26 protein-coding genes are annotated in these 25,778 nt (G+C 69.2%); 19 read left to right on the top strand and 7 right to left on the bottom strand.

The features are described 5' to 3' along the window. Window positions 1–11 precede the first annotated feature (11 nt). Window positions 12–431 (bottom strand): MAPEG family protein, encoded by a 420-nt coding sequence (locus ACQY8B_RS22385; RefSeq protein ID WP_422088716.1) that lies wholly within the window; start codon window positions 429–431, stop codon window positions 12–14. Window positions 432–438: 7 nt separating this feature from the next. Then, the gene (locus ACQY8B_RS22390) at window positions 439–1,290 is read right to left on the bottom strand and encodes an IclR family transcriptional regulator (protein WP_422088717.1); all 852 of its coding nucleotides are present in this window, start codon (window positions 1,288–1,290) and stop codon (window positions 439–441) included. A 218-nt stretch (window positions 1,291–1,508) separates the two neighbouring features. Here ACQY8B_RS22390 and ACQY8B_RS22395 point away from each other — a divergent pair, with 218 nt between their 5' ends. Genes ACQY8B_RS22395 through ACQY8B_RS22425 form a run of 7 tightly spaced genes read left to right on the top strand, consistent with a single transcriptional unit; the run spans window position 1,509 to window position 8,160 of the window. Continuing rightward, window positions 1,509–2,582, top strand: coding sequence for an ABC transporter ATP-binding protein (locus tag ACQY8B_RS22395; protein ID WP_422088718.1), 1,074 nt, complete (start codon window positions 1,509–1,511; stop codon window positions 2,580–2,582). Further along, the gene (locus tag ACQY8B_RS22400) at window positions 2,579–3,439 is read left to right on the top strand and encodes an ABC transporter permease (protein WP_422088719.1); all 861 of its coding nucleotides are present in this window, start codon (window positions 2,579–2,581) and stop codon (window positions 3,437–3,439) included. Before ACQY8B_RS22395 ends, ACQY8B_RS22400 begins: the two co-directional genes overlap by 4 nt. A gap of 4 nt (window positions 3,440–3,443) precedes the next feature. Next, entirely contained in the window at window positions 3,444–4,238 is a 795-nt protein-coding gene (locus ACQY8B_RS22405; protein WP_422088720.1) for an ABC transporter permease, read from the top strand. Continuing rightward, window positions 4,239–4,544, top strand: a complete 306-nt coding sequence (locus tag ACQY8B_RS22410; protein ID WP_422088721.1) for a (2Fe-2S)-binding protein — start codon at window positions 4,239–4,241, stop codon at window positions 4,542–4,544. Beyond that, a complete protein-coding gene (locus ACQY8B_RS22415; RefSeq protein ID WP_422088722.1) occupies window positions 4,541–5,944 on the top strand; it encodes an FAD-dependent oxidoreductase in 1,404 nt (467 codons plus the stop codon). The genes ACQY8B_RS22410 and ACQY8B_RS22415 overlap by 4 nt, the downstream gene beginning before the upstream one ends. Then, window positions 5,941–7,086: an NAD(P)/FAD-dependent oxidoreductase gene (locus tag ACQY8B_RS22420; protein ID WP_422088723.1), complete on the top strand. Its 1,146-nt coding sequence runs from the start codon at window positions 5,941–5,943 to the stop codon at window positions 7,084–7,086. The genes ACQY8B_RS22415 and ACQY8B_RS22420 overlap by 4 nt, the downstream gene beginning before the upstream one ends. A gap of 21 nt (window positions 7,087–7,107) precedes the next feature. Continuing rightward, the gene (locus tag ACQY8B_RS22425) at window positions 7,108–8,160 is read left to right on the top strand and encodes an ABC transporter substrate-binding protein (protein ID WP_422088724.1); all 1,053 of its coding nucleotides are present in this window, start codon (window positions 7,108–7,110) and stop codon (window positions 8,158–8,160) included. Between the two features lie 112 nt (window positions 8,161–8,272). Here ACQY8B_RS22425 and tet read toward each other — a convergent pair whose 3' ends face one another. Continuing rightward, window positions 8,273–9,493 (bottom strand): Tet(A)/Tet(B)/Tet(C) family tetracycline efflux MFS transporter, encoded by a 1,221-nt coding sequence (gene tet / locus ACQY8B_RS22430; RefSeq protein WP_422088725.1) that lies wholly within the window; start codon window positions 9,491–9,493, stop codon window positions 8,273–8,275. Between the two features lie 74 nt (window positions 9,494–9,567). Here tet and tetR point away from each other — a divergent pair, with 74 nt between their 5' ends. Next, window positions 9,568–10,254, top strand: a complete 687-nt coding sequence (tetR, locus tag ACQY8B_RS22435; RefSeq protein WP_422088726.1) for a tetracycline resistance transcriptional repressor TetR — start codon at window positions 9,568–9,570, stop codon at window positions 10,252–10,254. Here the strand turns inward: tetR and ACQY8B_RS22440 are convergent. Both ACQY8B_RS22440 and ACQY8B_RS22445 read right to left on the bottom strand, forming a co-directional pair. Beyond that, on the bottom strand, window positions 10,196–11,827 hold the full coding sequence (locus ACQY8B_RS22440; protein ID WP_422088727.1) for a GMC family oxidoreductase: 1,632 nt from the start codon (window positions 11,825–11,827) through the stop codon (window positions 10,196–10,198). The genes tetR and ACQY8B_RS22440 overlap by 59 nt on opposite strands. Before the next feature lie 78 nt (window positions 11,828–11,905). Beyond that, window positions 11,906–13,417: a CoA-acylating methylmalonate-semialdehyde dehydrogenase gene (locus tag ACQY8B_RS22445; RefSeq protein WP_422088728.1), complete on the bottom strand. Its 1,512-nt coding sequence runs from the start codon at window positions 13,415–13,417 to the stop codon at window positions 11,906–11,908. A 119-nt stretch (window positions 13,418–13,536) separates the two neighbouring features. Here ACQY8B_RS22445 and ACQY8B_RS22450 point away from each other — a divergent pair, with 119 nt between their 5' ends. The 6 genes from ACQY8B_RS22450 to ACQY8B_RS22475 all read left to right on the top strand — a co-directional run bounded on the left by ACQY8B_RS22450 (window position 13,537) and on the right by ACQY8B_RS22475 (window position 18,628). Next, window positions 13,537–14,466 (top strand): LysR family transcriptional regulator, encoded by a 930-nt coding sequence (locus tag ACQY8B_RS22450; RefSeq protein ID WP_422088729.1) that lies wholly within the window; start codon window positions 13,537–13,539, stop codon window positions 14,464–14,466. 186 nt (window positions 14,467–14,652) lie between these two features. Further along, on the top strand, window positions 14,653–15,819 hold the full coding sequence (locus tag ACQY8B_RS22455) for an MlaE family ABC transporter permease (protein WP_422088730.1): 1,167 nt from the start codon (window positions 14,653–14,655) through the stop codon (window positions 15,817–15,819). A gap of 4 nt (window positions 15,820–15,823) precedes the next feature. Further along, a complete protein-coding gene (locus tag ACQY8B_RS22460) occupies window positions 15,824–16,669 on the top strand; it encodes an ABC transporter ATP-binding protein (protein ID WP_422088731.1) in 846 nt (281 codons plus the stop codon). 16 nt (window positions 16,670–16,685) lie between these two features. Next, window positions 16,686–17,645 (top strand): MlaD family protein, encoded by a 960-nt coding sequence (locus tag ACQY8B_RS22465; protein ID WP_106936057.1) that lies wholly within the window; start codon window positions 16,686–16,688, stop codon window positions 17,643–17,645. A gap of 19 nt (window positions 17,646–17,664) precedes the next feature. After that, a complete protein-coding gene (locus ACQY8B_RS22470; RefSeq protein WP_422088732.1) occupies window positions 17,665–18,378 on the top strand; it encodes an ABC-type transport auxiliary lipoprotein family protein in 714 nt (237 codons plus the stop codon). Between the two features lie 28 nt (window positions 18,379–18,406). Continuing rightward, window positions 18,407–18,628, top strand: a complete 222-nt coding sequence (locus ACQY8B_RS22475; RefSeq protein ID WP_422088733.1) for a hypothetical protein — start codon at window positions 18,407–18,409, stop codon at window positions 18,626–18,628. 9 nt (window positions 18,629–18,637) lie between these two features. On the opposite strand, the gene ACQY8B_RS22480 is transcribed toward ACQY8B_RS22475, so the two are convergent. After that, on the bottom strand, window positions 18,638–19,387 hold the full coding sequence (locus ACQY8B_RS22480; protein WP_422088734.1) for an SIR2 family NAD-dependent protein deacylase: 750 nt from the start codon (window positions 19,385–19,387) through the stop codon (window positions 18,638–18,640). Further along, the gene (locus tag ACQY8B_RS22485; protein WP_422088735.1) at window positions 19,384–20,244 is read right to left on the bottom strand and encodes an IclR family transcriptional regulator; all 861 of its coding nucleotides are present in this window, start codon (window positions 20,242–20,244) and stop codon (window positions 19,384–19,386) included. The genes ACQY8B_RS22480 and ACQY8B_RS22485 overlap by 4 nt, the downstream gene beginning before the upstream one ends. Window positions 20,245–20,389: 145 nt before the next feature. Here ACQY8B_RS22485 and ACQY8B_RS22490 point away from each other — a divergent pair, with 145 nt between their 5' ends. The 5 genes from ACQY8B_RS22490 to ACQY8B_RS22510 all read left to right on the top strand — a co-directional run bounded on the left by ACQY8B_RS22490 (window position 20,390) and on the right by ACQY8B_RS22510 (window position 25,672). Continuing rightward, a complete protein-coding gene (locus tag ACQY8B_RS22490; protein WP_422088736.1) occupies window positions 20,390–21,349 on the top strand; it encodes an MBL fold metallo-hydrolase in 960 nt (319 codons plus the stop codon). 141 nt (window positions 21,350–21,490) lie between these two features. Further along, window positions 21,491–23,128 (top strand): FAD-dependent oxidoreductase, encoded by a 1,638-nt coding sequence (locus ACQY8B_RS22495; RefSeq protein WP_422088737.1) that lies wholly within the window; start codon window positions 21,491–21,493, stop codon window positions 23,126–23,128. 5 nt (window positions 23,129–23,133) lie between these two features. After that, window positions 23,134–23,334 carry a DUF2783 domain-containing protein gene (locus tag ACQY8B_RS22500; RefSeq protein WP_081267002.1) on the top strand — a complete coding sequence of 67 codons (201 nt, stop codon included), beginning with the start codon at window positions 23,134–23,136 and terminating at the stop codon, window positions 23,332–23,334. Window positions 23,335–23,390: 56 nt separating this feature from the next. Then, a complete protein-coding gene (gene hmgA, locus ACQY8B_RS22505) occupies window positions 23,391–24,701 on the top strand; it encodes a homogentisate 1,2-dioxygenase (RefSeq protein WP_422088738.1) in 1,311 nt (436 codons plus the stop codon). Then, window positions 24,698–25,672, top strand: coding sequence for a Bug family tripartite tricarboxylate transporter substrate binding protein (locus ACQY8B_RS22510; RefSeq protein ID WP_422088739.1), 975 nt, complete (start codon window positions 24,698–24,700; stop codon window positions 25,670–25,672). Before hmgA ends, ACQY8B_RS22510 begins: the two co-directional genes overlap by 4 nt. The last annotated feature ends 106 nt before the right edge of the window (window positions 25,673–25,778 follow it).

A 25,778-nucleotide genomic window follows, 5' to 3' on the forward strand; every position in this document is an offset into this window, starting at 1 on the left:
GCCACCTGCGCTCAGCGCACGAGCCGCACGGCCGCCGACACCCACAGCATCACCAGCACGCCGTTGCTCGCGGCGAACAGCACGAGCCGGTGGATCACGTGGTTGTACGTCAGGTGCACCACGCTGTGCAGCACGCGCAGGGCGACGTAGGCCCAGGCCAGGGCAACGGCCGCCGTGGAAGGCGCTGCCGCCATATAAGAGAGCAGGCACACCACATAGAACAGCACCGGGATTTCCAGCAGGTTCATGTAGTTGCGGTTCGGAAGGCGCACCGCATCGGGCACGGCCGCCGATTCGCCGAGCCTGAAGTCGTGCGGCCCCACCTCGCGGCGCATGGCCGCGCGGATGCGCCTGAAGGGAATCAGCAACAGGACGAGGCTGGTCCAGCCGGCGAGGGCGAAGACGGGGTAGAGGATGGAAGGGTTGTTCATGAGGCCCTCATTCCGAGGCCTCGGGCACGCCGATGCGCTGCCCCGCCGGCGAACTCGCCAGGCTCTGCGCCGGCCTTCTCAGCGTCGCGTCGAACGGATTGATCTTCGGCCCGATGGCGGTGGCCTCGCGCTTGAGCAGTTCGACCACCGTCGGCATGCGGTCGGCATTGAGCCGGTCTGCGATGGTGCCCACGCTCAGCGCGGCCACCGCGCGGCCTTCGCGGTCGAGGATCGGCACCGCCACGCCGGCCATGCCTTCGAGCAGGCCGGTGTTGCGCCCCGCGTAGCCCTGCTGCCGAACGCGCTCGATCTCGGTGCGCAGGTAGACCTCGTCGTACACGCCGTACTCGCGCACGCGCGACAGGTTGAAGCGGATCACTTCCTCGCGCTCGGCCTCCGGCAGGAACGCGAGGATCGCCAGCGCGCCCTGCCCCACGCCCAGCGCGATGCGCCCGCCGATGTCGCCGGTGAAGGAGCGGATGGGAAACGGGCCTTCGCTGCGGTCCAGGCACACCGCGTCGAAGCCGCTGCGCGCCAACAGGAAGATGCTGTCGCCCAGGCTCGCGCACAGCCGCAGCAGCACCGGCCGGCAAATGGAACGCAGGTCGCCGGGGTTGCCAGCGCTCGCGGCCAGCGCGAAGAAGTCGATGCTGAGCCGGTAGAGCTTGCTGCGCTCGTCCTGCTCGACCATGCCCTCGGCCATGAGCGACTGCAGCAAACGGTGCGTGGTGGCCTGGGTGAGGCCCACGGAACGTGCGATCTGGGTCACGCGGCCGCCCTCGGCCTGCACCGCGCCGAGCGCGCGGATCACCGAGAAGACGCGCGGCACGCCGCCGCTGGCCGCCGATGGGGTTTCCATACCTTCTTCCTTTGGAATTTCAATGATGCCTTCAGCGCATGATATTCCATTGAACGGAATAAATTAAAGAAAGATTCTGATTAATGGAATACCCGAGGCGATCTGGCTCAATGGTTGCAATAGAGTGAATTGAAAGACGCAAGCTGTCCATGGCATGCACCAAGCTGAGACAAGCTGCCCGCAGCCATCTTTTTCGCCACCGCAGAAAGGCCTGTTCCATGTCATTCCTCCGGCTCGCCGACGTGACCAAGTTCTACGGCGCCACCCGCGCGGTGTCGGCCATGAACCTGGCGGTGGAAAAGGGCGAGTTCGTCTCGCTGCTCGGCCCCTCGGGCTGCGGCAAGACCACCACGCTGCAGATGATTGCGGGCTTCGAGGCCGTGAGCAGCGGCCGCATCGAGCTCGCGGGCAAAGACATCACGCATGCCAAGGCCAACACGCGCGGCCTGGGCATCGTGTTCCAGACCTATGCCCTGTTCCCGCACATGACGGTGGCCGACAACGTGAGCTTCGGCCTGGAGATGCGCAAGATGCCCAAGGTCGAGCGCACCGAGCGGGTGAAGCAGGCGCTGGCGCTGGTGCACTTGGAGGCGCACGCCGGGCGCTATCCGCGCGAGCTTTCGGGCGGCCAGCGGCAGCGCGTGGCGCTGGCGCGCGCGCTCGTCATCGAGCCGCCGGTGCTGCTGCTCGACGAGCCGCTGTCCAACCTCGACGCCAAGCTGCGCGAGGAAATGCAGTTCGAGCTGCGCCAGATCCAGCGCAAGGTCGGCACCACCACGGTGATGGTCACGCACGACCAGAGCGAGGCCATGTCCATCAGCGACCGCGTGGTGGTGATGGAAGGCGGCCGCGCCACGCAGATCGACCATCCGCAGCGGGTGTACGAGCATCCGAGCACGCGCTTCATCTCCACCTTCGTGGGCAAGGCCAACCTGCTCGACTGCCGCGTGTCGAACAGCAGCGCCACGCGCACCTGCGTGGAGGTCGGCGCGCTCTCGCTCGACGTGGACGACACCGGCTTCGGCATCGACGCCGCCGCGCTGCTGAGCGTGCGGCCCGAGAAGCTGCAGTTAGTGCCGCCGGGCCGGGGCCGCGTCGACGGCGAGGTGCAGGAGCGCTTCTTCCTCGGCAGCCAGTGGCTCTACCGTATCGCCACGCCGGTCGGCGACCTCACGGTGCTGTGCCCCAACGACGGGCGCGACGCGCTGGAAGAAGGCAGCCGCACCGGCATCGACTGGCCGGCGCACTGCATGCGGCTGCTGCCGGCCGAAGAAAAGGCTGTCGCAGCATGAGTGCCTTGAAAAGCAAAGCCACCCCGTGGTGGCTCTCCGGCCCCGCGCTGCTGTTGTTCACCGCGCTGCTGCTGGTGCCGCTCGCGCTCACCGCCGTGCTGTCGTTCAACGTGTACGACCCGGCCACCGGCCCCAAGTCGGGCGAGTTCACGCTCGCGCACTACGCGCTGGTGTTCTCCGATTCGTACTACCTCGGCATCTTCTGGCGCACCTTCTGGGTCTCGGCGCTGGTCACGGTGATCTGCGTGGTGGTCGGCGCGCCCGAGGCCTATGTGCTCAGCCGCATGCGCAACCCGTGGCGCTCTGTGCTGCTGCTGGTGGTGCTGGCGCCGCTGCTGGTTTCGGTGGTGGTGCGGGCCTTCGGCTGGAGCATGCTGCTGGGCCCCGAGGGCGCGGTGAACGGGCTGCTGGGCCTGCTCGGCATCGGGCCGGTGAAGATCCTCTACACCAACGCGGCCGTGGTCATCGCGCTGGTGCACGTGATGCTGCCCTTCATGGTGATCCCGGTGTGGACATCGCTGCAGAAGCTGGACCCGGGCGTGGAGAACGCGGCGCTGTCGCTCAACGCCACGCCCTTCACCACGCTGCGGCGCATCGTGCTGCCGCAGGTGATGCCGGGCATTCTTTCCGGCAGCCTGATCGTGTTCGGCCTGGCCGCGAGCTCGTTCGCGATTCCGGGGCTGCTGGGCGGGCGGCGGCTGAAGATGGTCGCGACCATCGTCTACGACGAATACCTCAGCGAGCTCAACTGGCCGCTGGGTGCGGCTGTTGCGCTGGTTCTGCTGGTAGCGAACCTCGTGGTGATGCTCAGCTACAACCGCCTAGTAGAAGGCCGCTACAAGAAAGCGCTGGGCTGAAGCGATGAACAAGAACGGCCCCATCGCCCTCGCGTTCAACGCGCTCGTCATCGTCTTCATGCTCGCGCCGCTGGTGGTGGTGTGCATCGTGGCGTTCACGCCCGAGAACACGCTGACCATCCCGACCACGCACTTCTCGCTGCGCTGGTTCGAGGCGGTGTTCGCGCACCCCGACTTCATGCAGTCGTTCTGGAACAGCCTGTGGCTGGCGCTCGGCTCGGCCACCATCGCGACGCTGCTCGCGGTGCCGGCTGGCATGGCGATCACGCGCTACGAGTTTCCGGGGCGCGATTTCCTCAACGGCCTGTTCCTGTCGCCGCTGATCGTGCCGCACCTGGTGCTGGGCGTGGCGCTGCTGCGGCTGTTCGCGCTGGTCGGCGGAACCGGCAGCTTCGGCTGGCTGGTGATGGCGCATGCGCTCATCGTCACGCCCTACACGCTGCGGCTGGTGGTGGCGGCGCTGGTAGGCTTCGACCGCAGCGCCGAGCAGGCCGCGCTGTCGCTGGGCGCGAGCCAGGCCACGGTGTTCCGCCGCATCACGCTGCCGATGATCCTGCCGGGCGTCACGGGCGGCTGGATGCTGGCCTTCATCAACAGCTTCGACGAAGTGACGATGTCGATCTTCGTTACCGCGCCAAGCACGGTGACGCTGCCGGTGCGCATGTACATGTATGCCACCGAGTCGATCGATCCGCTGATGGCGGCGGTGTCGGCGCTGATGGTGGCGGTGACGGCCTTCGCGATGGTGCTGCTGGACCGCATCTACGGCCTGGACCGCGTGCTGGTGGGGCGCAGATAAATGACGAGAACTTCAAACGCCCTGCTTCACCGCGTGGCCGAAACCACCGGCCGCGAGGCCGTGCACTTCACGCTCGACGGCGCTCCCGCCAGCGCGCTGGCCGGCGACACCGTGCTGACCGCCGTGCTCACCCAATGCGCCCAATTGCGCCGCAACGAATTCAGCGGCCTGCCGCGCGCGGGCTTCTGCATGATGGGCGCATGCCAGGACTGCTGGATCTCCAAGGACGACGGCGAGCGGCTGCGCGCCTGCTCGACCTTCATCGCGCCCGGCATGGCGCTCGTCACCGGAAAGAACGACGCATGACGACGACAGGCGAACTCCGACCCGCGATCGTCGGCGCCGGCCCGGCCGGCGTGCGCGCGGCGCAGACGCTGGTGGCGCACGGCCTGCGGCCGGTGGTGATCGACGAGGCGCCGCGCGCCGGGGGCCAGATCTACCGGCGCCCGCCCGCTGGCCTCGCGCAGCGAACCGCGCGAACGCTCTACGGCTTCGAGTCGAAGCGTGCCGATGCGCTGCACCAGGCCTTCGACGCATTGCAGGGCCGCATCGACCACCGCCCCGACAGCCTGGTGTGGAATGCGCAGGACCACCAGCTCGACGTGCTGCACAACCCGACGCGCGGCACCAGCCGCGTGCCCTACAGCCATCTGATCGTGGCGACGGGCGCCACCGACCGCGTGCTGCCGGTGCCGGGCTGGACGCTGCCGGGCGTGTACACGCTGGGCGGTGCGCAGGTCGCGCTCAAGTTCCAGGGCTGCGCCATCGGCCGGCGCGTGGTGTTCATGGGCACCGGGCCGCTGCTGTATCTGGTGGCGTACCAGTATGCGAAGGCCGGCGTGCAGGTGGCGGCGGTGCTCGACACCGCGCGCCTGGCCGACCAGCTCGCCGCCACGCCCGCGATGCTGGCGCAGCCGGCGGTGTTCGCCAAGGGCGTGTACTACGTCGGCTGGCTGCGCGCGCACGGCGTTGCGCTGCACGGCGGCGTGCGCCCGTTGCGCGTGCTGGGCGACGAGGCGCAAGGCCGCGTCACCGGCGTGGCATGGCAGGACGGCAATGAAGAGCGCACGCTGGCCTGCGATGCCGTCGGCTTCGGCTACGCGCTGCGCTCCGAAACGCAACTGGCCGACCTGCTCGGCTGCCGCTTCGACTACGCGCCGCTGCACCGCGCGCATCTGCCGGTGCGCGACGCGGCGGGCCGCGCGAGCGTCGAGGGCGTGTACCTGGCCGGCGACGGCGCCGGCATCATGGGCGCGGACGCGGCCGAGTGGGCCGGCGAGCGCGCGGCGCTGGCGCTGCTTTCGGACAACGGCGTGGCGGTCGACACCGCGCGCGCCGCCGACCTCGAGCGCAGGCTCGACCGGATCACCGGCTTTCGCCACGGCCTGGAGCGCGCCTTCCCAGTGCCCGGCGACTGGGCCGCGCACGCGCCCGACGAGCTCGTGATCTGCCGCTGCGAAAACGTCACGGCCGGCAGCCTGCGCCAGACGATCGCCGATGCCGGCGCCAGCGAGATGAACCGGCTCAAGGCCTTGTCGCGCGTCGGCATGGGCCGCTGCCAGGGCCGCATGTGCGGCGTGGCCGCAGCCGAGATCCTGGCGCATGCCACGCAGCAGCCGCTGCGGCAGGTCGGACGGCTGCGCGGGCAGGCGCCGATCAAGCCGATACCGATCCGGCTCGTGCCTGCGGAAGGAGCCGGCACATGAGCGGCATCAGGAAATTGCAGACCGAGGTCGCCATCGTCGGCGGCGGCATCGTCGGTTCTTCCGCCGCGCTGGCGTTGCGGCGCATGGGCGTCGACGTGGTGCTGCTGGAGCGCGACTTTTGCGGTTCGCGCTCCAGCGGCGTGAATTTCGGCGGCGTGCGGCGCCAGGGCCGGCCCCTGAGCCAGTTGCCGCTGGCGCAGCGCGCGCACCGCATCTGGGGCCGGCTGCCCGAGCTGCTGGGCACCGACGGCGAATACGTGCGCTCGGGCCATTTCAAGATCGCGCGCAGCGAGGCCGACATGGCGTCGCTGGAGCGCTACCGCGCGCTCAGCAGCGACTTCGACCTGGGCCTGGAGCTGATCTCCGCCGCGCGGCTGCGCACCGAGTGCCCCTGGCTCGGCACGCGCGCCGTGGGCGGCTCGCTGTGCATCGAGGACGGGCAGGCCAATCCGCGCCTGGTGTCGCCGGCCTTCGCGCTGGCGGCGCGCCGCGCGGGTGCGCAGGTCTTCGAGCGCCACAAGGTCGACGAGGTGACGCACGACGGCGCGCTGTTCACGGTGCGCTCGGGCAACGAACTCGAAGTGCGGGCGCCGGTACTGCTCAACTGCGCGGGCGCCTGGGCCGGTGCCATCGCCAGCCAATTCGGCGAGACGCCGCCGATGCGCTCGCGCAGCCCGCTGATGGCCGTGACCGAGCCGGTGCCGCGCTTCATGACATGGAGCCTCGGCGTCGAGGGCGGCGGCATCTACTGCCGGCAGGTGGAGCGCGGCAACCTCGTGCTCGGCGGCGGCACCGGCATCACGCTCGATGCCGACCGCGCACGCGCCGAGCGCGACGGCATCGCCACGCTCGCGATGCAGGCGGTGGAACTGCTGCCCGCGCTGCGCCATGCGCACATCATCCGCACCTGGGGCGGCACCGAGGGCTACCTGCCCGACCGCGAACCGGTGCTGGGGCCCAGCCGCACCACGCCCGGCCTGTTCCACGGCTTCGGCTTCGCGGGCGCGGGCTTCCAGATCGGCCCGGCCGCTGGCGAGGTGCTGGCCGAGCTGGCGCGCGACGGACGCAGCGACACGCCCATCGACGCCTTCGCCATCGAGCGCTTCGACGAACAACCCGTTTCTTCACCCGTCCCCACCTGAACCTGATTGGAGAGCATCACCATGTCCCGCACCGCCAAGTCCCCGACCTCCGTCCTTCTCCTGGCCGCCCTGCTCGCGGCTGCCGGCAGCGCCGGCGCACAGACCAAGACCATCTACATCGGCATGAACGGCGGCACCATGGAGAAGGCGTACACGCAGTACGTGTTCCCCGCCTTCGAGAAAGCCTACGGCGCCAAGGTGGTGGTGGTGCCCGGCACCTCGTCCGACATCCTCGCGAAGGCGCAGGCCAACAAGGACAAGCCGCAGATGCACGTGATGTTCCTGGACGACGGCATCATGGTGCGCGCCATCGGCATGGGCCTGTGCCAGAAGCAGAAGCCCAGCCAGTCGCTCAGCGAGATCTATCCCGCGGCGCGCTTCAAGGACGACATGGCCAGCGGCGTGAGCCTGGGCATGACCGGCCTGGCCTACAACGCCAAGATGTTCAAGGAGAAGGGCTGGGCGCCGCCCACTTCGTGGATGGACCTGGCCGACCCCAAGTACAAGAGCAAGGTGGTGTTCCAGTCGATGTCGTCCTCGTCCTTCGGGCTGCACGGCTTTCTGATGTTCAACCGCATCCAGGGCGGCAACGACAGGAACGTGGAGCCGGGCTTCAAGGCCTGGCCCACCACCATCGGGCCGAACGTGCTGGAGTACATCCCGAGCTCGGCCAAGCTGTCGGAGATGGTTCAGACCGGCGAGGCGGCCATCTTCCCGCTGACGCCCACGGCCGTGGCCGCGCTCAAGACCAAGGGCATTCCGGTGGAGTACGCGCCGCCCAAGGAAGGCGCAGTGGTGCTGATGGTGGGCCAGTGCGTGATCGCCAACAACAGCGAGCCCGAGCTGTCGCAGAAGCTCGCCGAGTTTTTGCTGAGCCCGGTGGCGCAGGCCAACGTGCTGCAGTACGGCGCGCAGATCCCGACCAACCCCAAGACCCCCGCCGAGGGTGAAGGCGCGGCGCAGGTGGCGGACATCAACAAGTGGATGAAGACCGCGGTGACCATCGACTGGGAGAGCATCAACGCCAATCGCCCGGCGTGGAACGCCCGCTGGAACAAGACGATCGAAAAATAGGGCTCGCCCCCAGGCTACGCGCACTTCGTGTCGCTGCGCCAACCCCCTACCGGGGGCAACACCTGAGGCCCGGCAAAGCCGGTTCCTCGGTGTTTCTGGTGTTGGACGGGAGCTATTGCCGGGCCGTCCTGCGCAGCAGCACCGGCAGGCACAGCAGATAGAGCGATGCACCCGCCAGCCACACGATGCCCGGGAAGCGCGTGCGGAACGCGAAGTAGAGGGGGCTGATGAGCAGCGGGCCGAACACCGCGGCCAGGCTGGTGATGCTCGCGAGCACGCCCTGCAGCCGCCCCTGCTGCGCCTCGCCCACGCGCGCCGACAGCGTGGCCTGCAGCGCCGGAGCGCAGACGCCGCCCATGCACAACAACGGCAGCATCGCGATGGCCATCCAGCCCTGCGTGGCGAAGGCGATCAGCGCATAGCCCGTGCCGTCGGCGATGGTGCCGATGGCGATGGCCGCGCGCTCGCCCCAGCGCTCGACCACCGGGCCGGCGACGAAGCCCTGCACCAGCGCATGCAGCAGGCCGAAGACCGCGAGCGAGAGGCCGACCATGGTGCCGTTCCAGGCGTAGCGGTCCTGGCCGTAGATCACCCAGGTCGTGCCGGCGACCTCGCCCACCAGCACCAGCAGCAGGAACACGCCGAGCAGGGGCAGCAGCGCCGGAAAGCTGTTGGCCCAGCGCAGCGGCGCGAGCGGATGCAGCACGCCGCGGTCGAAAGGTTTTGTGGCGAGCGCCGGCGGGCGCGACTCGCGCAGCACCAGCAGGCCGACGAGGAAGGTCACGCCGTTGAGCACCGCAGCCGCGATGAACGGCAGCCGCACGCCGTGGTCGCCGAGCACACCGCCGATGGCAGGCCCGGCGATGAAGCCCAGTCCGAAGCAGGCGCCCATGCGGCCGAACCAGCGCGCGCGCTGGTTCTCGGGCGTGAGGTCGGCAATGGCGGCGGAGGCCACGGCGGTGCTCGCGCCCGTCATGCCCGCGATGGCGCGGCCCACGAACAGCATCCACAGCGAGGGCGCGAAGGCCATGAAGAGCGCGTCGATGGCCGCGCCCGCCACCGAGATGAGCAGCACCGGCCGGCGGCCGAAGCGGTCGCTGAGCGCGCCGAGCACGGGCGCGCAGAGGAACTGCATCAGTGCGTAGAGCGAGAGAAAGGCGCCGAAGCGCCAGCCGAGATCGCCGGTGTGGCCGACCTCGCGCAGCAGGCCCGGCACGATCGGCATGACCAGGCTGATGCCGATGGCGTCGAGCGTGACGATCGCCAGGATCACTGCATGCGCATGGCGGCCCTTCGCGGCGGAAGGCGTCGGGAGCGTGGCGGAATTTATCATTGATAAGGAATTATCAGCGATAAATTCCGGGCTGTGAAGTACCCTCCCGAATCGACATCGGCATGCACATCTGAATGAAACTGGACCGCGAAGTGATCCTCGAGACCGCCCTGGGGCTGCTCGACGAGGTCGGAATGGACAAGCTCAGCACCCGGCTGCTGGCCGAGCGGCTGGGCGTGCAGCAGCCGGCGCTGTACTGGCATTTCAGGAACAAGCGCGCGCTGCTCGACGCAATGAACAGCGAACTGCTGCGCCGCGCCCACAAGCGGCAGCTGCCGCTGCCCGACGAATCGTGGGAAACCTTCCTGCGCGAGAACGCGCGCAGCTTCCGGCGCGCGCTGCTGGCGCGGCGCGACGGCGCGCGGCTGCACGCCGGCACCGAGCCCGATCCGGGCGACCTGGAAATGGTGGAGGCCCAACTGGCGGCCGTGGTCGACCGCGGCGTGCCGGCAACGCAGGCCATGACGCTGCTGATCGCGCTGGGCCGCTACACGGTGGGCTGCGTGCTGGAAGAACAGGCGGCGCCGCCCGACGCCGAGGCGCGCCAGCAGGCGCTCGATGCCTCCGCGGCCTCGCGCCCGCTGCTGGCCGAAGCCTTCGCGAGCTACCGCGAGGCCGGGCCGGACGCGATGTTCGACATCGGCGTGGACCTGATGATCGAGGGCGCCAAGGCGCGCCTCGAAAACATGGAGGCGGCCGGGGCTAGTCCTGCGCCTCGCCGCAAATCCAGCCGGCGGCCTTCTCCGCCATCATCAGCGTAGGGCTGTTGGTGTTGCCGCTGGTGATGGTGGGCATCGCGCCCGCATCCACCACGCGCAGGCCCCGCACGCCGCGCACGCGCAGCTTCGAGTCGAGCACCGCCATCGGGTCGCCGTCGGCGCCCATCTTGGTGGTGCCCACCGGGTGGAAGATGGTGGTGGCGATGTCGCCGGCCAGGCGGGCCAGGTCTTCGTCGGTCTGGTACTGCACGCCGGGCTTCCATTCCTCGGGCTTGTACTTGGCCAGCGCGGGCTGCGACGCGATGCGGCGCGTCACGCGCAGCGAGTCGGCCGCCACCTTGCGGTCTTCGTCGGTGCTCAGGTAGTTGGGGGCGATGGCCGGCGCGTCCTGGAAGCGCCCGCTCTTGATGCGCACGGCGCCACGGCTGGTGGGGTTGAGGTTGCACACGCTCGCGGTGAACGCCGGAAAGCTGTGCAGCGGATCGCCGAAGGCATCGAGCGACAGCGGCTGCACGTGGTACTGCAGGTTCGGCCATTCGTGCTCCGGCGAGCTGCGCGTGAAGGCGCCGAGCTGCGAGGGCGCCATGCTCATCGGCCCGCTGCGCTTGAGCATGTACTCGAGCCCGATCTTCGCCTTGCCGACCATCGACGAGGCCAGCACATTGAGCGTGGGCGCGCCGCTGATCTTGTAGACCGCGCGGATCTGCAGGTGGTCCTGCAGGTTGGCGCCCACGCCGGGGGCATCGAGCACCACGTCGATGCCGTGCTGGCGCAGCAGCGCGGCCGGGCCGATGCCCGAGAGCTGCAGGATCTGCGGCGAGCCGATGGCGCCCGCGCTCAGGATCACCTCGCGCGAGGCTTGCGCGGTGACCGTCTCGCTGCCGTTCCACACCTCGGCGCCGGTGCAGCGGCGCGTGCCGTCGGGCAGCGTCTCGAACAGCAGGCGCGACACCTGCGCGCCGGTCCACAGCTCGAAGTTGGGCCTGCCATAGCAGGTTGGACGCAGGAAGGCCTTGGCGGTGTTCCAGCGCCAGCCGTTCTTCTGGTTGACCTGGAAGTAGCCCACGCCCTCGTTGCTGCCGCGGTTGAAGTCGGTGGTGTGCGGCACGTCGGCCTGGGCCGCGGCTTCGGCGAAAGCGTCGAGGATGTCCCAGCGCAGCCGCTGTTTCTCGACGCGCCATTCGCCGCCGGCGCCGTGCATTTCGTCGGCGCCCAGATAGAAGTCTTCGTGTTTCTTGAAGGCCGGCAGCACGTTCTGCCAGCGCCAGGATTCGTCGCCGGTGAGCTGCGCCCACTGCTCGTAGTCGCGCGACTGGCCGCGCATGTAGATCATGCCGTTGATGCTGGAGCTGCCGCCCAGCGTCTTGCCGCGCGGATAGCGCAGCACGCGGCCATTGAGGCCGGCGTCGGGCTCGGTGCTGTAGAGCCAGTCGGTGCGCGGATTGCCGATGCAATACAGGTAGCCGACCGGAATGTGGATCCAGTGGTAGTCGTCCTTGCGGCCGGCCTCGATGAGCAGCACGCGCTTGCTCTTGTCGGCGCTGAGCCGATTGGCCATGAGCGAGCCGGCGGTGCCGGCCCCGATGATGATGTAGTCGAATTGGGTCTCGCTCATGGCGTTTGACTTGTCTCTCTTTTTTGTTCGACGAAATTACTGGCCGGGATGGCGGCGCCCCTCGCGCCGCACCGCATGCTACTTGGCTGTAGGCATGACGAACTCGGCACCCTTGCCGATGCTCTCCGGCCAGCGCTGCATGACCGACTTCTGCTTGGTATAGAAGCGCACGCCCTCTTCGCCGTAGGCGTGCATGTCGCCGAACAGCGAACGCTTCCAGCCGCCGAAGCCGTGCCAGGCCATGGGCACCGGGATCGGCACGTTGATGCCGACCATGCCCACCTGGATGCGGCGGCTGAATTCGCGCGCCACGTTGCCGTCGCGGGTGAAGCAGCTCACGCCGTTGCCGAACTCGTGCGCGTTGACCAGGTCGACCGCGTCCTTGAAGTTGGCCACGCGCACGCAGCTGAGCACCGGGCCGAAGATTTCTTCCTTGTAGATGCGCATCTCGGGCGTGACGTGGTCGAACAGCGTGCCGCCCATCCAGAAGCCGTCGCCGCAGCCTTCGCCCGCCTTGTTGCCGTCGAACTGGCGGCCGTCCACCAGCAGCTTCGCGCCCTCCTTCTCGCCCAGGTCGATGTAGCCGGTGATGCGTTCATGCGCGGCGCGCGTGACGATCGGGCCCATCTCGGCCGCGAGGTTGGTGCCGTTGAGCACCTGCAGCGTCTTCGTGCGCTCGATGAGCTTGGGGATGATCTTGTCGGCCACATCGCCCACCAGCACCGCCACGCTGATGGCCATGCAGCGTTCGCCGGCCGAGCCGTAGCCCGCGCCGATCAGCGCGTCGACCGTCTGGTCGATGTCGGCGTCGGGCAGCACCACCATGTGGTTCTTCGCGCCGCCCAGAGCCTGCACGCGCTTGCCGTGGCGTGCGCCGGTTTCGTAGATGTAGTTGGCGATGGGCGTGGAGCCGACGAAGCTGATGGCCTTGACGTCGGGGTTCTCCAGCAGCGCGTCGACCGCGGCCTTGTCGCCCTGCACCACGTTGAACACGCCGTCGGGCAGGCCGGCTTCCTTCAGCAGCTCGGCCATGCGCAGCGAGGGCGTCGGGTCGGTCGGGCTGGGCTTGAGCACGAAGGTGTTGCCCGCGGCGATGGCCACCGGGAACATCCACATCGGCACCATCACCGGGAAGTTGAAAGGCGTGATGCCGGCGACCACGCCCAGGGGCTGGCGCAGCGTCCAGTTGTCGATGCCGGTGCTCACCTGGTCGGTGAAGTCGCCCTTGAGCAGCTGCGGAATGCCGCAGGCGAACTCGACGATGTCGATGCCGCGCGAGACCTCGCCCTGCGCGTCGGTGAAGACCTTGCCGTGCTCGGCGGTGATCATGCGGGCCAGCTCGTCCTTGTGCTCGTTGAGCAATTGCAGGAACTTGAACATGACGCGCGCGCGGCGGATCGGCGGGGTGTCGGCCCAGGCCGGGAAGGCGGCCTGCGCGGCAGCCACGGCGGCGGAAACCTGCGCTGCATCGGCCAGGCCGACCTTGCCGGTGACGGCGCCGGTGGCGGGGTTGGTCACGTCCTGCGTGCGGCCGGAAGTGTTGGCGGCAGGCTGGCCGCCGATGAAGTGGTCGATGTTGGTGGTGGGCATGGGACTGTGCTTTCGCGTGACGGGTCGAGAGGGGGAATGCGGCCAGTTTAGGCAGCGTGCCCCGTCGCGCCTAGACACGAAACTTGAATTTATTGTTCACCATGGCGAACAATAGATGGATGAAACCCCAAAATATCGAGTCGCTCTGGACCCACCTGCACTGGCTCACGGTGCTGGCGCAGCAGGGCAGCTTCACCGCCGCCGCGCTGCGCCTGGGCGTGAGCAAGGCGGCCATGAGCCAGCGCATCGCCGAGCTGGAGCACGCGGCCGGCGCGCCGCTGGTGCAGCGCACGACGCGCAGCGTGCGGCTCACCGAGGCGGGCCGGCGGCTGGTGGACGACATGCGCGCGCCCTTCGAGCAGATCGCGCACAGCTTCGCGGGCGTGCGCGACCTTGCCGGCATGCCGCGCGGGCTGGTGCGGGTGACGGCGCCGGTGGCCTTCGCGCGCCAGCAACTGGTGCCGCGGCTGGCCGACTTCCTGCGCGCGCAGCCCGAGGTGCGCATCGAGCTCGACCTGTCGGACCGGCTCAGTTCGCTCGCGATGGAAGGCTTCGACCTCGCGATCCGCCACACGGCGGCACCGCCCGACACCCACGTGGCCTGGACGCTGTGCGAAACCCAATCGGTGCTGGTGGCCAGCCGCGCCTACCTGCGCCGCCGCGGCACGCCGCGCGAACCGCAGGCGCTGGCCGACCACGACTGCCTGCACTACCCGCGCGCGCAGGAAACGCCGACCTGGCACTTCGAGGCCAAAGCCTCGGCGCCGCGCATCACGGTGCCGGTGTCGGGGCCGCTGGTGGCGAACAACAGCGAGGCGCTGCGCGACGCGGCGCTGACCGGGCTGGGCATCGCGCTGGTGCCCGACTTCAGCGCGCAGTCGGCGCTGCAGTCGGGCAAGCTGCAGCAGGTGCTGCCGCAATGGCGATCGGTGGGCGCTTTCGGCGAACGGCTGTATGCAATACGGCCCTATGCCACGCACGTGCCGCAGGCGGTGACGGCGTTCGTGGCATGGCTGCGCGAGGCGCTGGCGGAGGGGTTCGCGGCCTGAGCGGGTGGGCGTTCCAGTGAGAGCCTGCAGCCTCGACGCGCCCGAGGTGTTAATTAAGAAAAGCTGAAGAAACGGCGTGGTGCCCTACGCGAACGAGGGGTCTGCAAGACGTGCACACCGGATGCACCCGGTTACGATGCGCGATTCGCACCCTGGCTTTCGTTAACTTTCCTGCTCGTCCGCCCTATGTCCCCTGCCCACCCGCCTGCCGACGCTCCAGCCGCCGACAGCGCGTGGCCCCGCGTCGGGCAGCATGAGCAGGACGGCCGTCAGTGGACCGTGGCCTCCGGCCGCTGGACCACGCTGGCGATGTCTTCCAAGCCGGCCTGGCAGGCGCTGTCGAAGAGCCTGGAAGCAGCCCCGGCGGCCGACGACCGCGCCTGGGACCTGCGCCCGATCGAGCAACTCGACCACATCGGCGCGCAGCTGCTGTGGGACCACTGGCGCCACGCCTGGCCCGCCACGCTGGAGATGGCGCCGCAGCACAAGGCGGTGCTCGACCAGGTGGCGCAATACACCGTCGCCACGCCCGAGGAGCCCTCGCCCACGCTGAACGACCGCATACGGGCGTTTTCGCACAACGGCCCGCGCGCGATGATCGTGATGCGCGACTTCACCAGCCTGCTCGGCCAGCTCGCGATCGACCTCTGCGCGCTGATCCGCGCGCCGCACCGCGGGCCGTGGCGCGACTTCTCCGGGCACCTGTACCAGTTCGGCGCCACGGCGCTGCACATCACGGCGCTGGTGGGGCTCCTGATCGGCGTGGTGCTGGCCTACCTGATCTCGCAGCAGCTGCGGCAGTACGGCGCCGAGACCTTCGTGGTGAACATCCTCGGCCTCTCGCTGATCCGCGAGCTGGGGCCGGTGCTGGCGGCGGTGCTGATCGCCGGGCGCTCGGGCTCGGCCATCACCGCGCAGATCGGCGTGATGCGCGTGACCGAAGAGCTCGACGCGATGCGCGTGATGGGCATTCCCCACGGCTTCCGGCTGGTGATGCCGCGCGTGCTGGCGCTGGCCATCGCGATGCCGCTGATCAGCCTGTGGACCTCGATGGCGGCGCTCGCGGGCGGCATGCTGGCGGCCGACGCGGCGCTCAATATCTCGCCGTCGTACTTCCTGTCGGCGCTGCCGCGCGCGGTTCCTATTTCCAACCTGTGGCTGGCCATGGCCAAGTCGGCTGTGTTCGGCGTGCTGATCGCGCTGATCGGCTGCTACTTCGGCATGAAGGTCAAGCCCAACACCGAGAGCCTAGGGCGCGGCACCACCTCGTCGGTGGTGACCTCGATCACCGCGGTGATCCTGGTGGATGCGCTCTTCGCCGTGCTCTTCAAGGGCATCGGCTTCCGGGGATGACACGATGAGCATGCCCGTGCGCCCCGACACCGACCAGACCGTGGTGGACATCCGCGGCCTGTGGACGGTGTTCAAGAACGCCGAAGGCGAGCAGGTGGTGCATCGCGACCTGCGGCTGCACATCGACCGCGGCGAGGTGCTGTCGCTGGTCGGCGGCTCGGGCACCGGCAAGACGGTGCTGCTGCGCCAGATCCTCGGGCTGGAGAAGCCGACGCGCGGCAACGTCGAGGTGCTGGGCCAGGAGCCCGGCGAACTCAGCGCCTCGGGCGCGGCCAACGTGGGCATGCTGTTCCAGCACGGTGCGCTGTTCTCGGCCTTCAGCGTGCTGGAGAACATCGCGTTTCCGCTGCGCGAGCTGAAGCTGCTGCCCGACGAGCTGATCCGCCATGCGGCGCTGGTGAAGCTGCAGATGGTGGGCCTGGAGCCCCGGCACGCCAACATGAGCCCTTCGGACCTGTCGGGCGGCATGATCAAGCGCGTGGCGCTGGCGCGCGCGCTCATCATGGACCCGCCGCTGCTGCTGCTGGACGAGCCCACGGCCGGCCTCGACCCCGAGGCCTCCGACAGCTTCTGCAACCTGCTGCGCGGCCTGCACCGCGAGCTGGGCCTGACGGTGGTGATGGTCACGCACGACCTGGACACGCTGTTCGACCTGAGCACCCGCATCGCGGTGCTGGCCGACCAGAAGGTGATCGTCACCGGCACGGCGCGCGAGGTCATCGCGTACCCGCATCCGTTCATCCACGAATATTTTCTCGGCGGGCGCGGCCAGCGCGCCCTGGAGGCCCTGCACGACAAGCCCGCCGACGCATCTCTCGCATCGCAGCCCGCCGCCGAGGCGAGCCGCTGAAAGGTAGGTAGCCATCATGGAAAACAAGGCCCATGCCCTCGCCGCCGGCGCCTTCGTGCTCGGCCTCATTGCCGCGCTCGTCGCGCTGGTGATCTGGTTCACGCGCGACAACACCGTGCGCAACGTCTACGAACTGTCCACGCGAGAGGCCGTGAGCGGCCTGCAGCCGCAGGCCATGGTGCGCTACCGCGGCATCGCGGTGGGCAAGGTGACGTCGATCGACTTCGACCCCAAGGTCAAGGGCAACGTGCGGGTGCGCATCACGGTCGACGAGCGCGTGCCGCTCACCACCTCCAGCTTTGCCACGCTGAGCTACCAGGGCGTGACCGGCCTGGCCTTCATCGCGCTGGACGACAAGGGCGAGTCGACGGTGTCGCTCAAGCCGGACAACGACGACCCGCCGCGCATTCCGCTCAAGCCGTCGATGCTGGCTCAGCTGCAGGACCGCGGCGAAGCCATCATCAACCAGGTCGAGGAAGTGACCAAGCGCGCCAACCAGCTGCTGAGCGACCCCAACCAGAAGCGCGCGGCCGACGCGCTGGAGAACATCGCGGCCGCCTCGGCCAGCGCCAACACGCTGCTCAAGACGCTCGACAACACGGTCAAGACCGGCCTGAACCCGGCGCTGACGAAGCTGCCCGACACCATGGCCTCGGTGAAGAAGGCGGCGGGCGACGTCTCGCGCGTGGCCAACAACTTCAACACCACCGTCGTGCGGCTGAACGCGCCCGACGGCCCGGTCGAGCGCCTGAGCGACGGCACCAAGGCGCTGGCGCAGGCGGTCGACTCGTTCAATTCGGCCACGCTGCCGCGCGTGAACCGCGTGGCGGACGACACCTCGCACGCCATCCGCCGGCTGGGCCGTGCGGCCGACAGCATCAACGACAACCCGCAATCGCTGCTGTTCGGCAACGGCGGCACGGCGGCCGGCCCGGGCGAGCCGGGTTTCAGCGCCCCCGCCGCGACGCGGCCCTGAGGGAGAGAAGAGGCCCATCATGACCATGAACGCCACCATCCACGCCATCCGATCCCTGGCGCAGCCGCGCCGCGCTGCCAGCGCGGCGGCGCTGGCCGTCGGCTTCGCGCTGCTGGCCGCCGGCTGCGGCGCGCTGCCCGACAAGCCCGCGCGCGCCGCGCTGTACGACTTCGGCCCCGGCCCCGCCGCCACCACGCAGGCCCCGGCATCGGCCCCGGCTCAGATGCGCCCCACCCTGGCGCTGGCCGAGTTCGAGAGCAACAGCCGGCTCGACGGCACGCAGATCCTCTATCGCCTGGGCTACGCCGACGCCAACGAGCTGCGGCCCTACGGCCAGTCGCGCTGGAGCCAGCCGCCGGCGCAATTGCTGCGCCAGCGGCTGCGCGACACGCTGTCGGAGCGCCGCACGGTGCTCGGCCCGGAAGAAAGCGCGACCATCTCGCGCAGCAAGGGCGAAGTGCCCGACACGCTGCGCATCTCGCTCGACGAGTTCACGCACTATTTCGATTCGGCCAGCGCCAGCGTGGGCCTGGTGCGCCTGCGCGCCACGCTGATCCGCGGTACCCCCGCCGGCGACCGGGTGCTGGGCCAGCGCCTGTTCACCGTGCGCAGCCCCGCCCCCAGCGCCGACGCGCCAGGCGGGGTGAAGGCGTTGATCTCGGCCAGCGACGCTGCAGTGGCCGATGTGGTGCAGTGGGTCGACCGGTTGCAGCAGCAACAGCCCCGGCAGTAACCTGCGGCTGGAACGGAGGAGCTACACCATGAACGCAACACGCATCGTCGGCATCCTGCTGATCGTGGCCGGCATCGCAGCCTTGGGCCTCGGCAGCTTCAGCTTCACCAAGGAAACCCACGAGGCCAAGCTCGGCCCGCTTGAGTTCTCGATGAAGGAGAAGCAGACCATCAACTTCCCCGCCTGGGCCAGCGTGGCCGTGATCGTGGTGGGCGGGGCGCTGGTGCTGCTGGGCGGCAGGAAGGGCTGAGCGGCCCGTTCAGCCCAGGCCCGCCAGCAACTTCGGCAACAGGTCTTCCGACGCTCCCCTCAGCACCACGGAAGCCGCATCGTCCAGGTGCGGCAGCGGCTCCAGGTTCAGCGTGATGAGCCGCGCCCCGTGCGCCAGCGCCGTCTGCGGCAACTCGGCCGCCGGGTAGACGATGGTGGTGCTCCCCACCACCATGAACAGATCGCACTCCTGCGCGGCCACCTGCGCGTCGAGCAGCACGCCGGCGTTCAGCATCTCGCCGAACATCACGACGTCGGGGCGCGCATGCGAGCCGCAGCGCAGGCAGCGATGGAAGGGCCAGGGGCCGCTGCGGTTGCCGCAGTGGTCGCAGCGCCAGCGGCGCAGCGAACCGTGCAGTTCGAGCACGTCCTGGCCGCCGGCCAGCGTGAGCAGGCCGTCGACGTTCTGCGTGACGAGCCGTGTAGCGGGGCGCAGCCGCTGCAGTGCCGCGAGCGCGGCGTGGCCCGGGTTGGGCTGCGCCGACTCGATCACCGACACGCGCTGCGCCCAGAACTTCGTGAAGCCGGCAGGGTCGCGCGCCAGGTCTTCGGCGTGGGAGAACTGCAGGGCGTTCCGGCTCTTCCAGAGGCCGTCGGCGTCGCGGTAGGTCGGAATGCCGGAGGCGCGGGACAGGCCGGCGCCGGAGAACACGACGATGCGCCGGGCATCGCGCAGCAGCCGTGCGGCCGCCTGTACTGCTTCGAAGGTAGAGGTGTTTTCTGGTGTGACGGGTGTCATCGCTCTGGTCTGGGGGAGTTCGCCGGGGCGGGAACGGCGGTGGCGCCCAGGCGCTGCGACACGGTGTCGGCGCAGGCCTTGAGCGCGCGGGAAATCTCGCCGTCCCACGCGGTGTCGAAGATGCCGGCCGGGCCGATGGCGGTGACGGCCAGCACGATGGCGCCAGTGTGATCGAACACCGGCGCGGCCATGGCGCTCACGCCCTCGATGACCTCGCCGTCGGAACGGCTGATGCCGTGGTCGCGCACTTCCTTTAGCTGGCGCTCGAAGTCGCTCCATGAAGGCAGCGGCTGCACCGGCGGCATGCCTGCGGGCGGCGGCGGCTCGCCGCCCTTGCGCTGCTTCTGGCGCTGGCGCTCTTCCTCGAGCAGGCGGCGCACCACCTCGGCATCGAGGTAGGTGGCGAAGACCCGGCCCGAAGCGGTGTTGGTCAGCGAGAACACCGTGCCGTGCCGCATGTTCACGTGCACCGGCGACGGCGACTCGGCCGTGCGGACGATGGTCGCGCCGCGCGCGCCCCATACGGCCAGCGCCACGGTGTGGCCGATCTGCTGCGCGAGCTGGCCGATCAGCGGCGTGGCGATGTGCACCGGGTCGGCCTGCTGCAGGCTGATGAGCCCCAGTTGCAAGGCGAGCGGGCCGAGCAGATAGTGGCCGCTGGCGCGGTCCTGCTCGATGAGGCCCAGGCGCCCGAAGCTGACCATGTACGGGTGCGCCTTGGCGGCCGTCATGTCGGCTTCCCGGGCCAGGTCCTTCAGCGCCATCGGCCGGCCGTGGTGCACCAGCGCCCGCAGCAACTGGCCGCCGACCTCGATGCTCTGGATGCCGCGCTGGGCGCGGTCGGTGTCAGTGGCCATGGCTGCCTTTGGCGTCCGGTTGTTCGTTCATGAAGAAGGGATTAGACATTAACTGATCCGGCGCTTACACTCCAAAAATTCGTTAACCGCGAATCCGTTCGATTTAGACGAACCCCGAATACCACCCCACCGAAGGAGACACCCGATGAGCCAAGCCAAGAAATTCGCCAGCCAGGCCGACATGGAAGAGAAGAAGATCACCTTCAGCCAGATCTCCGAACATGCCTGGGCCTACACCGCCGAAGGCGACCCCAACACCGGCATCGTCATCGGCGACGACTGCGTGCTGGTGGCAGACACCCAGGCCACCCCCGCCATGGCCGCCGACGTGGTGCGCCGCATCCGCGAAGTGACCGACAAGCCCATCAAGTACGTGGTGCTCACGCACTACCACGCCGTGCGGGTGCTGGGCGCGGCAGGCTACGGCGCCGAGCACATCCTGGCCAGCCAGGACACGCGCGACCTGATCGTCGAGCGCGGCGAACAAGACAAGGCCAGCGAGATCGGCCGCTTCCCCCGCCTGTTCCAGAACGTCGAGACCGTGCCCCCGGGCCTGACCTGGCCCACCATGACCTTCGCCGGCAAGATGACGCTTTGGCTGGGCAAGCTCGAAGTGCAGCTCATCCAGCTGGGCCGCGGCCACACCAAGGGCGACACCGTCGTCTGGCTGCCGCAGGAACGCACGCTGCTGTCGGGCGACCTGGTCGAGTTCGGCGCCACGCCGTACGCCGGCGACGCCTACTTCAAGGACTGGCCGCAGACGCTGGACAACATCGCCGCGCTCAAGCCCGTGGCGCTGGTGCCGGGCCGCGGCGCCGCACTCACCACGCCCGAAGCCGTGGCCGAGGGCCTGACCGGCACGCGCGACTTCATCTCCGACGTGTACGCCAGCGTGCAGGAAGGCGTGAAGGCCGGCCGCGACCTGAACGCGGTCTACAAGGAAACCTACGAAAAGCTCAAGCCCAAGTACAGCCAGTGGGTGATCTTCGACCACTGCATGCCCTTCGACGTGAGCCGCGCGTACGACGAGGCCTCGGGCCATGCCGATCCGCGCGTGTGGACGGCCGAGCGCGACATCGAGATGTGGAAGGCACTCGAAGGCTGATCCCGCATCGCTCCCTCCCCCGCTGGGGAGGGCTGGGGCGGGGGCAGGCAGAGCGTCCGAAGTGAACGCCGCGTGCCCCCATCCCAACCTTCCCCCAACGGGGGAAGGGGCAAGAAAAAGACAAATGCACGGAGACAACACGTGATCGACTATCAGAGCCTGCGCTTCGACTACAAACGCCACGCCGACCAGGACGCGGCGGCACCGGCGCACCACCCCGTCGTGATCGTCGGCGCCGGCCCGGTGGGCCTCACGCTGGCCATCGACCTCGCGCTGCGGCAGGTGCCGGTGGTGCTGCTCGACAACGACAACACCCTGTCCAGCGGATCGCGCGCGATCTGCTTCGCCAAGCGCACGCTCGAGGTGTTCGACCGCCTCGGCTGCGGCGACCGCATGGTCGACAAGGGCGTGTCGTGGAACGTGGGCAAGGTGTTCTTCCATGACGAGCAGGTCTACAGCTTCGACCTGCTGCCCGAGCCCGGCCACGAGCGCCCGGCCTTCATCAACCTGCAGCAGTACTACGTCGAGGGCTACCTCGTCGAGCGCGTGGCCGCGCTGCCGCTGATCGACCTGCGCTGGAACCACAAGGTGACCGGCATCGAGCAAGGCGACGACGGCGCGGTGCTGACGGTGGAAACGCCCGAGGGCGAGTACCGGCTGCGGGCCGGCTACGTCGCCGCCTGCGACGGCTCGCGCTCCAATACGCGCCAGATGCTGGGCCTGGAAGCGAAAGGCCGGATCTTCCGCGACCGCTTCCTGATCGCCGACATCACGATGGACGCGCACCTGCCCACCGAGCGCCGCTTCTGGTTCGACCCTTCGTTCCACCCCGGCCAGAGCGTGCTGCTGCACAAGCAGGCCGACGGCATGTGGCGCGTCGACTTCCAGCTCGGCTGGGACGCCGACCCGGCGGAAGAACGCAAGCCCGAGAACATCACGCCGCGCGTGCGCGCGCTGCTCGACAGCATCGGCTTCGAGGGCGTGCAGTTCCAGATCGGCTGGGCCAGCGTCTACACCTTCGCCTGCCAGCGCATGGAACACTTCCGCCACGGCCGCGTGCTGTTCGCGGGCGACTCGGCGCACGGCGTGTCGCCGTTCGGCGCGCGCGGCGCCAATTCGGGCGTGCAGGACGCGGACAACCTCGCCTGGAAGCTCGCGGCCGTGGTGCAGGGCCAGGCGCCGGGTGCGCTGCTCGACAGCTACGCCATCGAGCGCGAGTTCGCAGCCGACGAGAACATCCGCAACTCCACGCGCGCCACCGACTTCATCACGCCCAAGAGCGACGTGAGCCGGCTCTTCCGCGACGCGGTGCTGGAGCTGACCCGGCGCCATGCCTTTGCGCGCACGCTGGTCAACAGCGGGCGGCTGTCGGTGGCCACGGTGCTGCGCGATTCGCCGCTCAACACGCCCGATGCCGATGGCTTCGCCGGCACGATGGTGCCCGGCGCAGCGGCGGCCGACGCACCCGTGGCACGCGCCGACGGCGGCACCGGCTGGCTGCTGCGCGAATGCCATGTGGAGCGCTTCACCGCGCTGGTGTTCGGCCGCGGCGAGGCCGCCGAGCGCAGCCTGCAGGCATTGAAGGAATGCGACTTGCCGCTGCACGTGGTGCGCGTGGAAGACGCCACGCCCGACGGCGAACTCGCCACGCGGCGCTACGACGCGCAGCCCGGCACCGTCTACCTGCTGCGGCCCGACCAGCACGTGTGCGCGCGCTGGCGCAGCCCCACGCCCACCCTCATCCGCGCGGCCGTCGACCGCGCACTGGCCAAGGCATGAAAGCCATGCAAGCACCACAGCAACTGATCACCACGCCCAACCTCGAGGCGCCCGACGATTTCTACGAGGCGCTCATCGAGGCCCACCAGGGGCTTTCCAACGAAGAGAGCCACGCCTTCAACGCGCGCCTGGTGCTCGTGCTGGCCAACCACATCGGCTCGCTGGCCGTGCTGCGCGAAGCCTTCGACGCGGCGCGCGCCGGCTGAGCTCCCTGGCATCCACGCATTCCAACCTCATCGCGATTTTTCGAAAGAGAAAACCCATGACCCAAGCAACCCCGCCCTCCGAACGGCGCTACCAGAGCGGCTTCGGCAACGAATACGCCTCCGAGGCGGTGCCCGGTGCCCTGCCCCAGGGCCGAAACAACCCGCAGCGCGGCCCCTTCGACCTCTACACCGAGCTGATCTCCGGCACCGCCTTCACCGCGCCGCGCCACGAGAACCGCCGCACCTGGCTGTACCGCCGCCAGCCCTCGGTGGTGTCGGGCCGCTACCAGCCGTATGCGCAGCCGCACTGGACCACCGGCGCCGACCGCGAGATCGCGCTGCCGCCCGAGCCGCTGCGCTGGCATCCGCAGCCGCTGGACGGCGCGGCGGGCGTCGACTTCATCGACGGCATGCACACCATCGCGGCCAACGGCGACGCCGAGTCGCAGGTCGGCATCGGCTCGCTGATGTACCTGGCCGGCCGCTCGATGGAGCGCCGCGCCTTCGTCAACGCCGACGGCGAGATGCTGCTGGTGCCCCAGCAAGGCCGCCTGGTCGTCACCACCGAACTGGGCGTGCTCGACGTGAAGCCCGGCGAAATCGCGGTGCTGCCGCGCGGCATGGCCTTCAAGGTGGCGCTGCCCGACGGACTCTCGCGCGGCTACGTGTGCGAGAACTACGGCGCGCATTTCCGCCTGCCCGAACTCGGGCCCATCGGCTCGAACGGGCTGGCCAATGCGCGCGACTTCCAGGCGCCGGTGGCGGCCTTCGAATCGGAAGAAGGCGGCTACGAGATCGTCAAGAAATTCGGCGGCCGCTTCTGGCAGGCGCCGATGAAGCAGTCGCCTTTCAACGTGGTCGCCTGGCACGGCAACCTGTCGCCGGTGAAGTACGACACGGCGCACTTCATGGTGATCGGCTCGATCAGCTTCGACCATCCCGATCCGTCGATCTTCACCGTGCTGACCTCGCCCAGCGACACGCCCGGCACCGCCAACTGCGACTTCGTGATCTTCCCGCCGCGCTGGATGGTGATGGAGAACACCTTCCGCCCGCCGTGGTTCCACCGCAACCTCATGAGCGAGTTCATGGGCCTGGTGCTGGGCGAATACGACGCCAAACCGGGCGGCTTCAAGCCCGGCGGCGCGAGCCTGCACAACTGCATGGTGCCGCACGGGCCGGACGAGGAAGCCTTCGACAAGGCCACGAATGCCGACCTCAAGCCGCACAAGCTGGACAACACGCTGGCCTTCATGTTCGAGAGCCGCTACCGGTTCATTCCCACCAACTTCGCGCTGAAAAGCAGCGCACTCGACACCGACTACGCCGACTGCTGGGCCGGCCTGAAAGATCAATTCAAAGCATGAAGACTGTTTTCACCCTCACCCGCCGCGCGGCGGCCGTCGCACTGCTGGCCGTGCCCTTCCTTGCGCACGCGGCCGACTATCCGTCGAAGCCGATCAGGTTCGTCGTGCCCTACACGCCCGGCGGCACCACCGACCTGGTGGCGCGCACCGTGGGACAGAAGGTGTCGGAGAAGCTTGGCCAGCCGGTGCTGATCGACAACCGCGGCGGCGCGGGCGGCAACATCGGAATGGACGCGGTGGCCAAGGCGGCGCCCGACGGCTACACCATCGGCTTCGGCGCCATTTCGACCAATGCGCTGAACCCGCACATCTACAAGTCGATGGCCTTCGACCCGCGCAAGGACTTCACCGCCATCAGCCTGCTGGGCACCTCGACCATCGTGCTGGAAGTGCCGGCGGCCTCGGCCATCAAGACCGTGCCCGACCTGATCGCGGCCGCCAGGAAGAACCCGGGCATGCCCTACGCCACCGCGGGCGCCGGCACCTCGATGAACCTGGCCGGCGTGATGTTCGCGCAGATGACCGGCACCGACCTCGTGCACGTGGCCTACAAGGGCAGCGGTCCGGCCATCACCGACATGCTGGGCAACAACATCGGCGTGATGTTCGACAACCTGCCGGCCTCGCTGCCGCACATCCAGGCCGGCAAGCTGCGCGCGCTGGCGGTGGCGGGCCCGGCGCGCTCGCCTTCGCTGCCCGACGTGCCGACCATGGCCGAGGCGGGCCTGAAAGGCTATGCGCTGGAGCCGTGGTTCGGCGTGTACGGCCCGGCCAACCTGCCGGCGCCGGTCGTCAAGGCGCTCAACGAAGCCTTCGTCGAAGCGCTTGCCATGCCCGACGTGAAGGCCAAGCTGGCACAGGCCGGCTTCTCGCCGCGCGGCTCGACGCCGCAGGAGCTCGCGAAGCTGAGCGATACCGAATACAAGCGCCTGGGCGACGTCGCCAAGAAGGCCGGCATGAGCGCCGAGTAAGGCTCGCCCCCAGGCTTGCCCACTTCGTGTGGCTGCCAACCCCGTACCGGGGGCAACACCTGCGGCCCGGCAAAGCCGGTTCCGCGGTGTTTCCCGAACGAACCCC

This window comes from Variovorax sp., from assembly GCF_965279555.1.
Lineage (GTDB): Bacteria > Pseudomonadota > Gammaproteobacteria > Burkholderiales > Burkholderiaceae_C > Variovorax.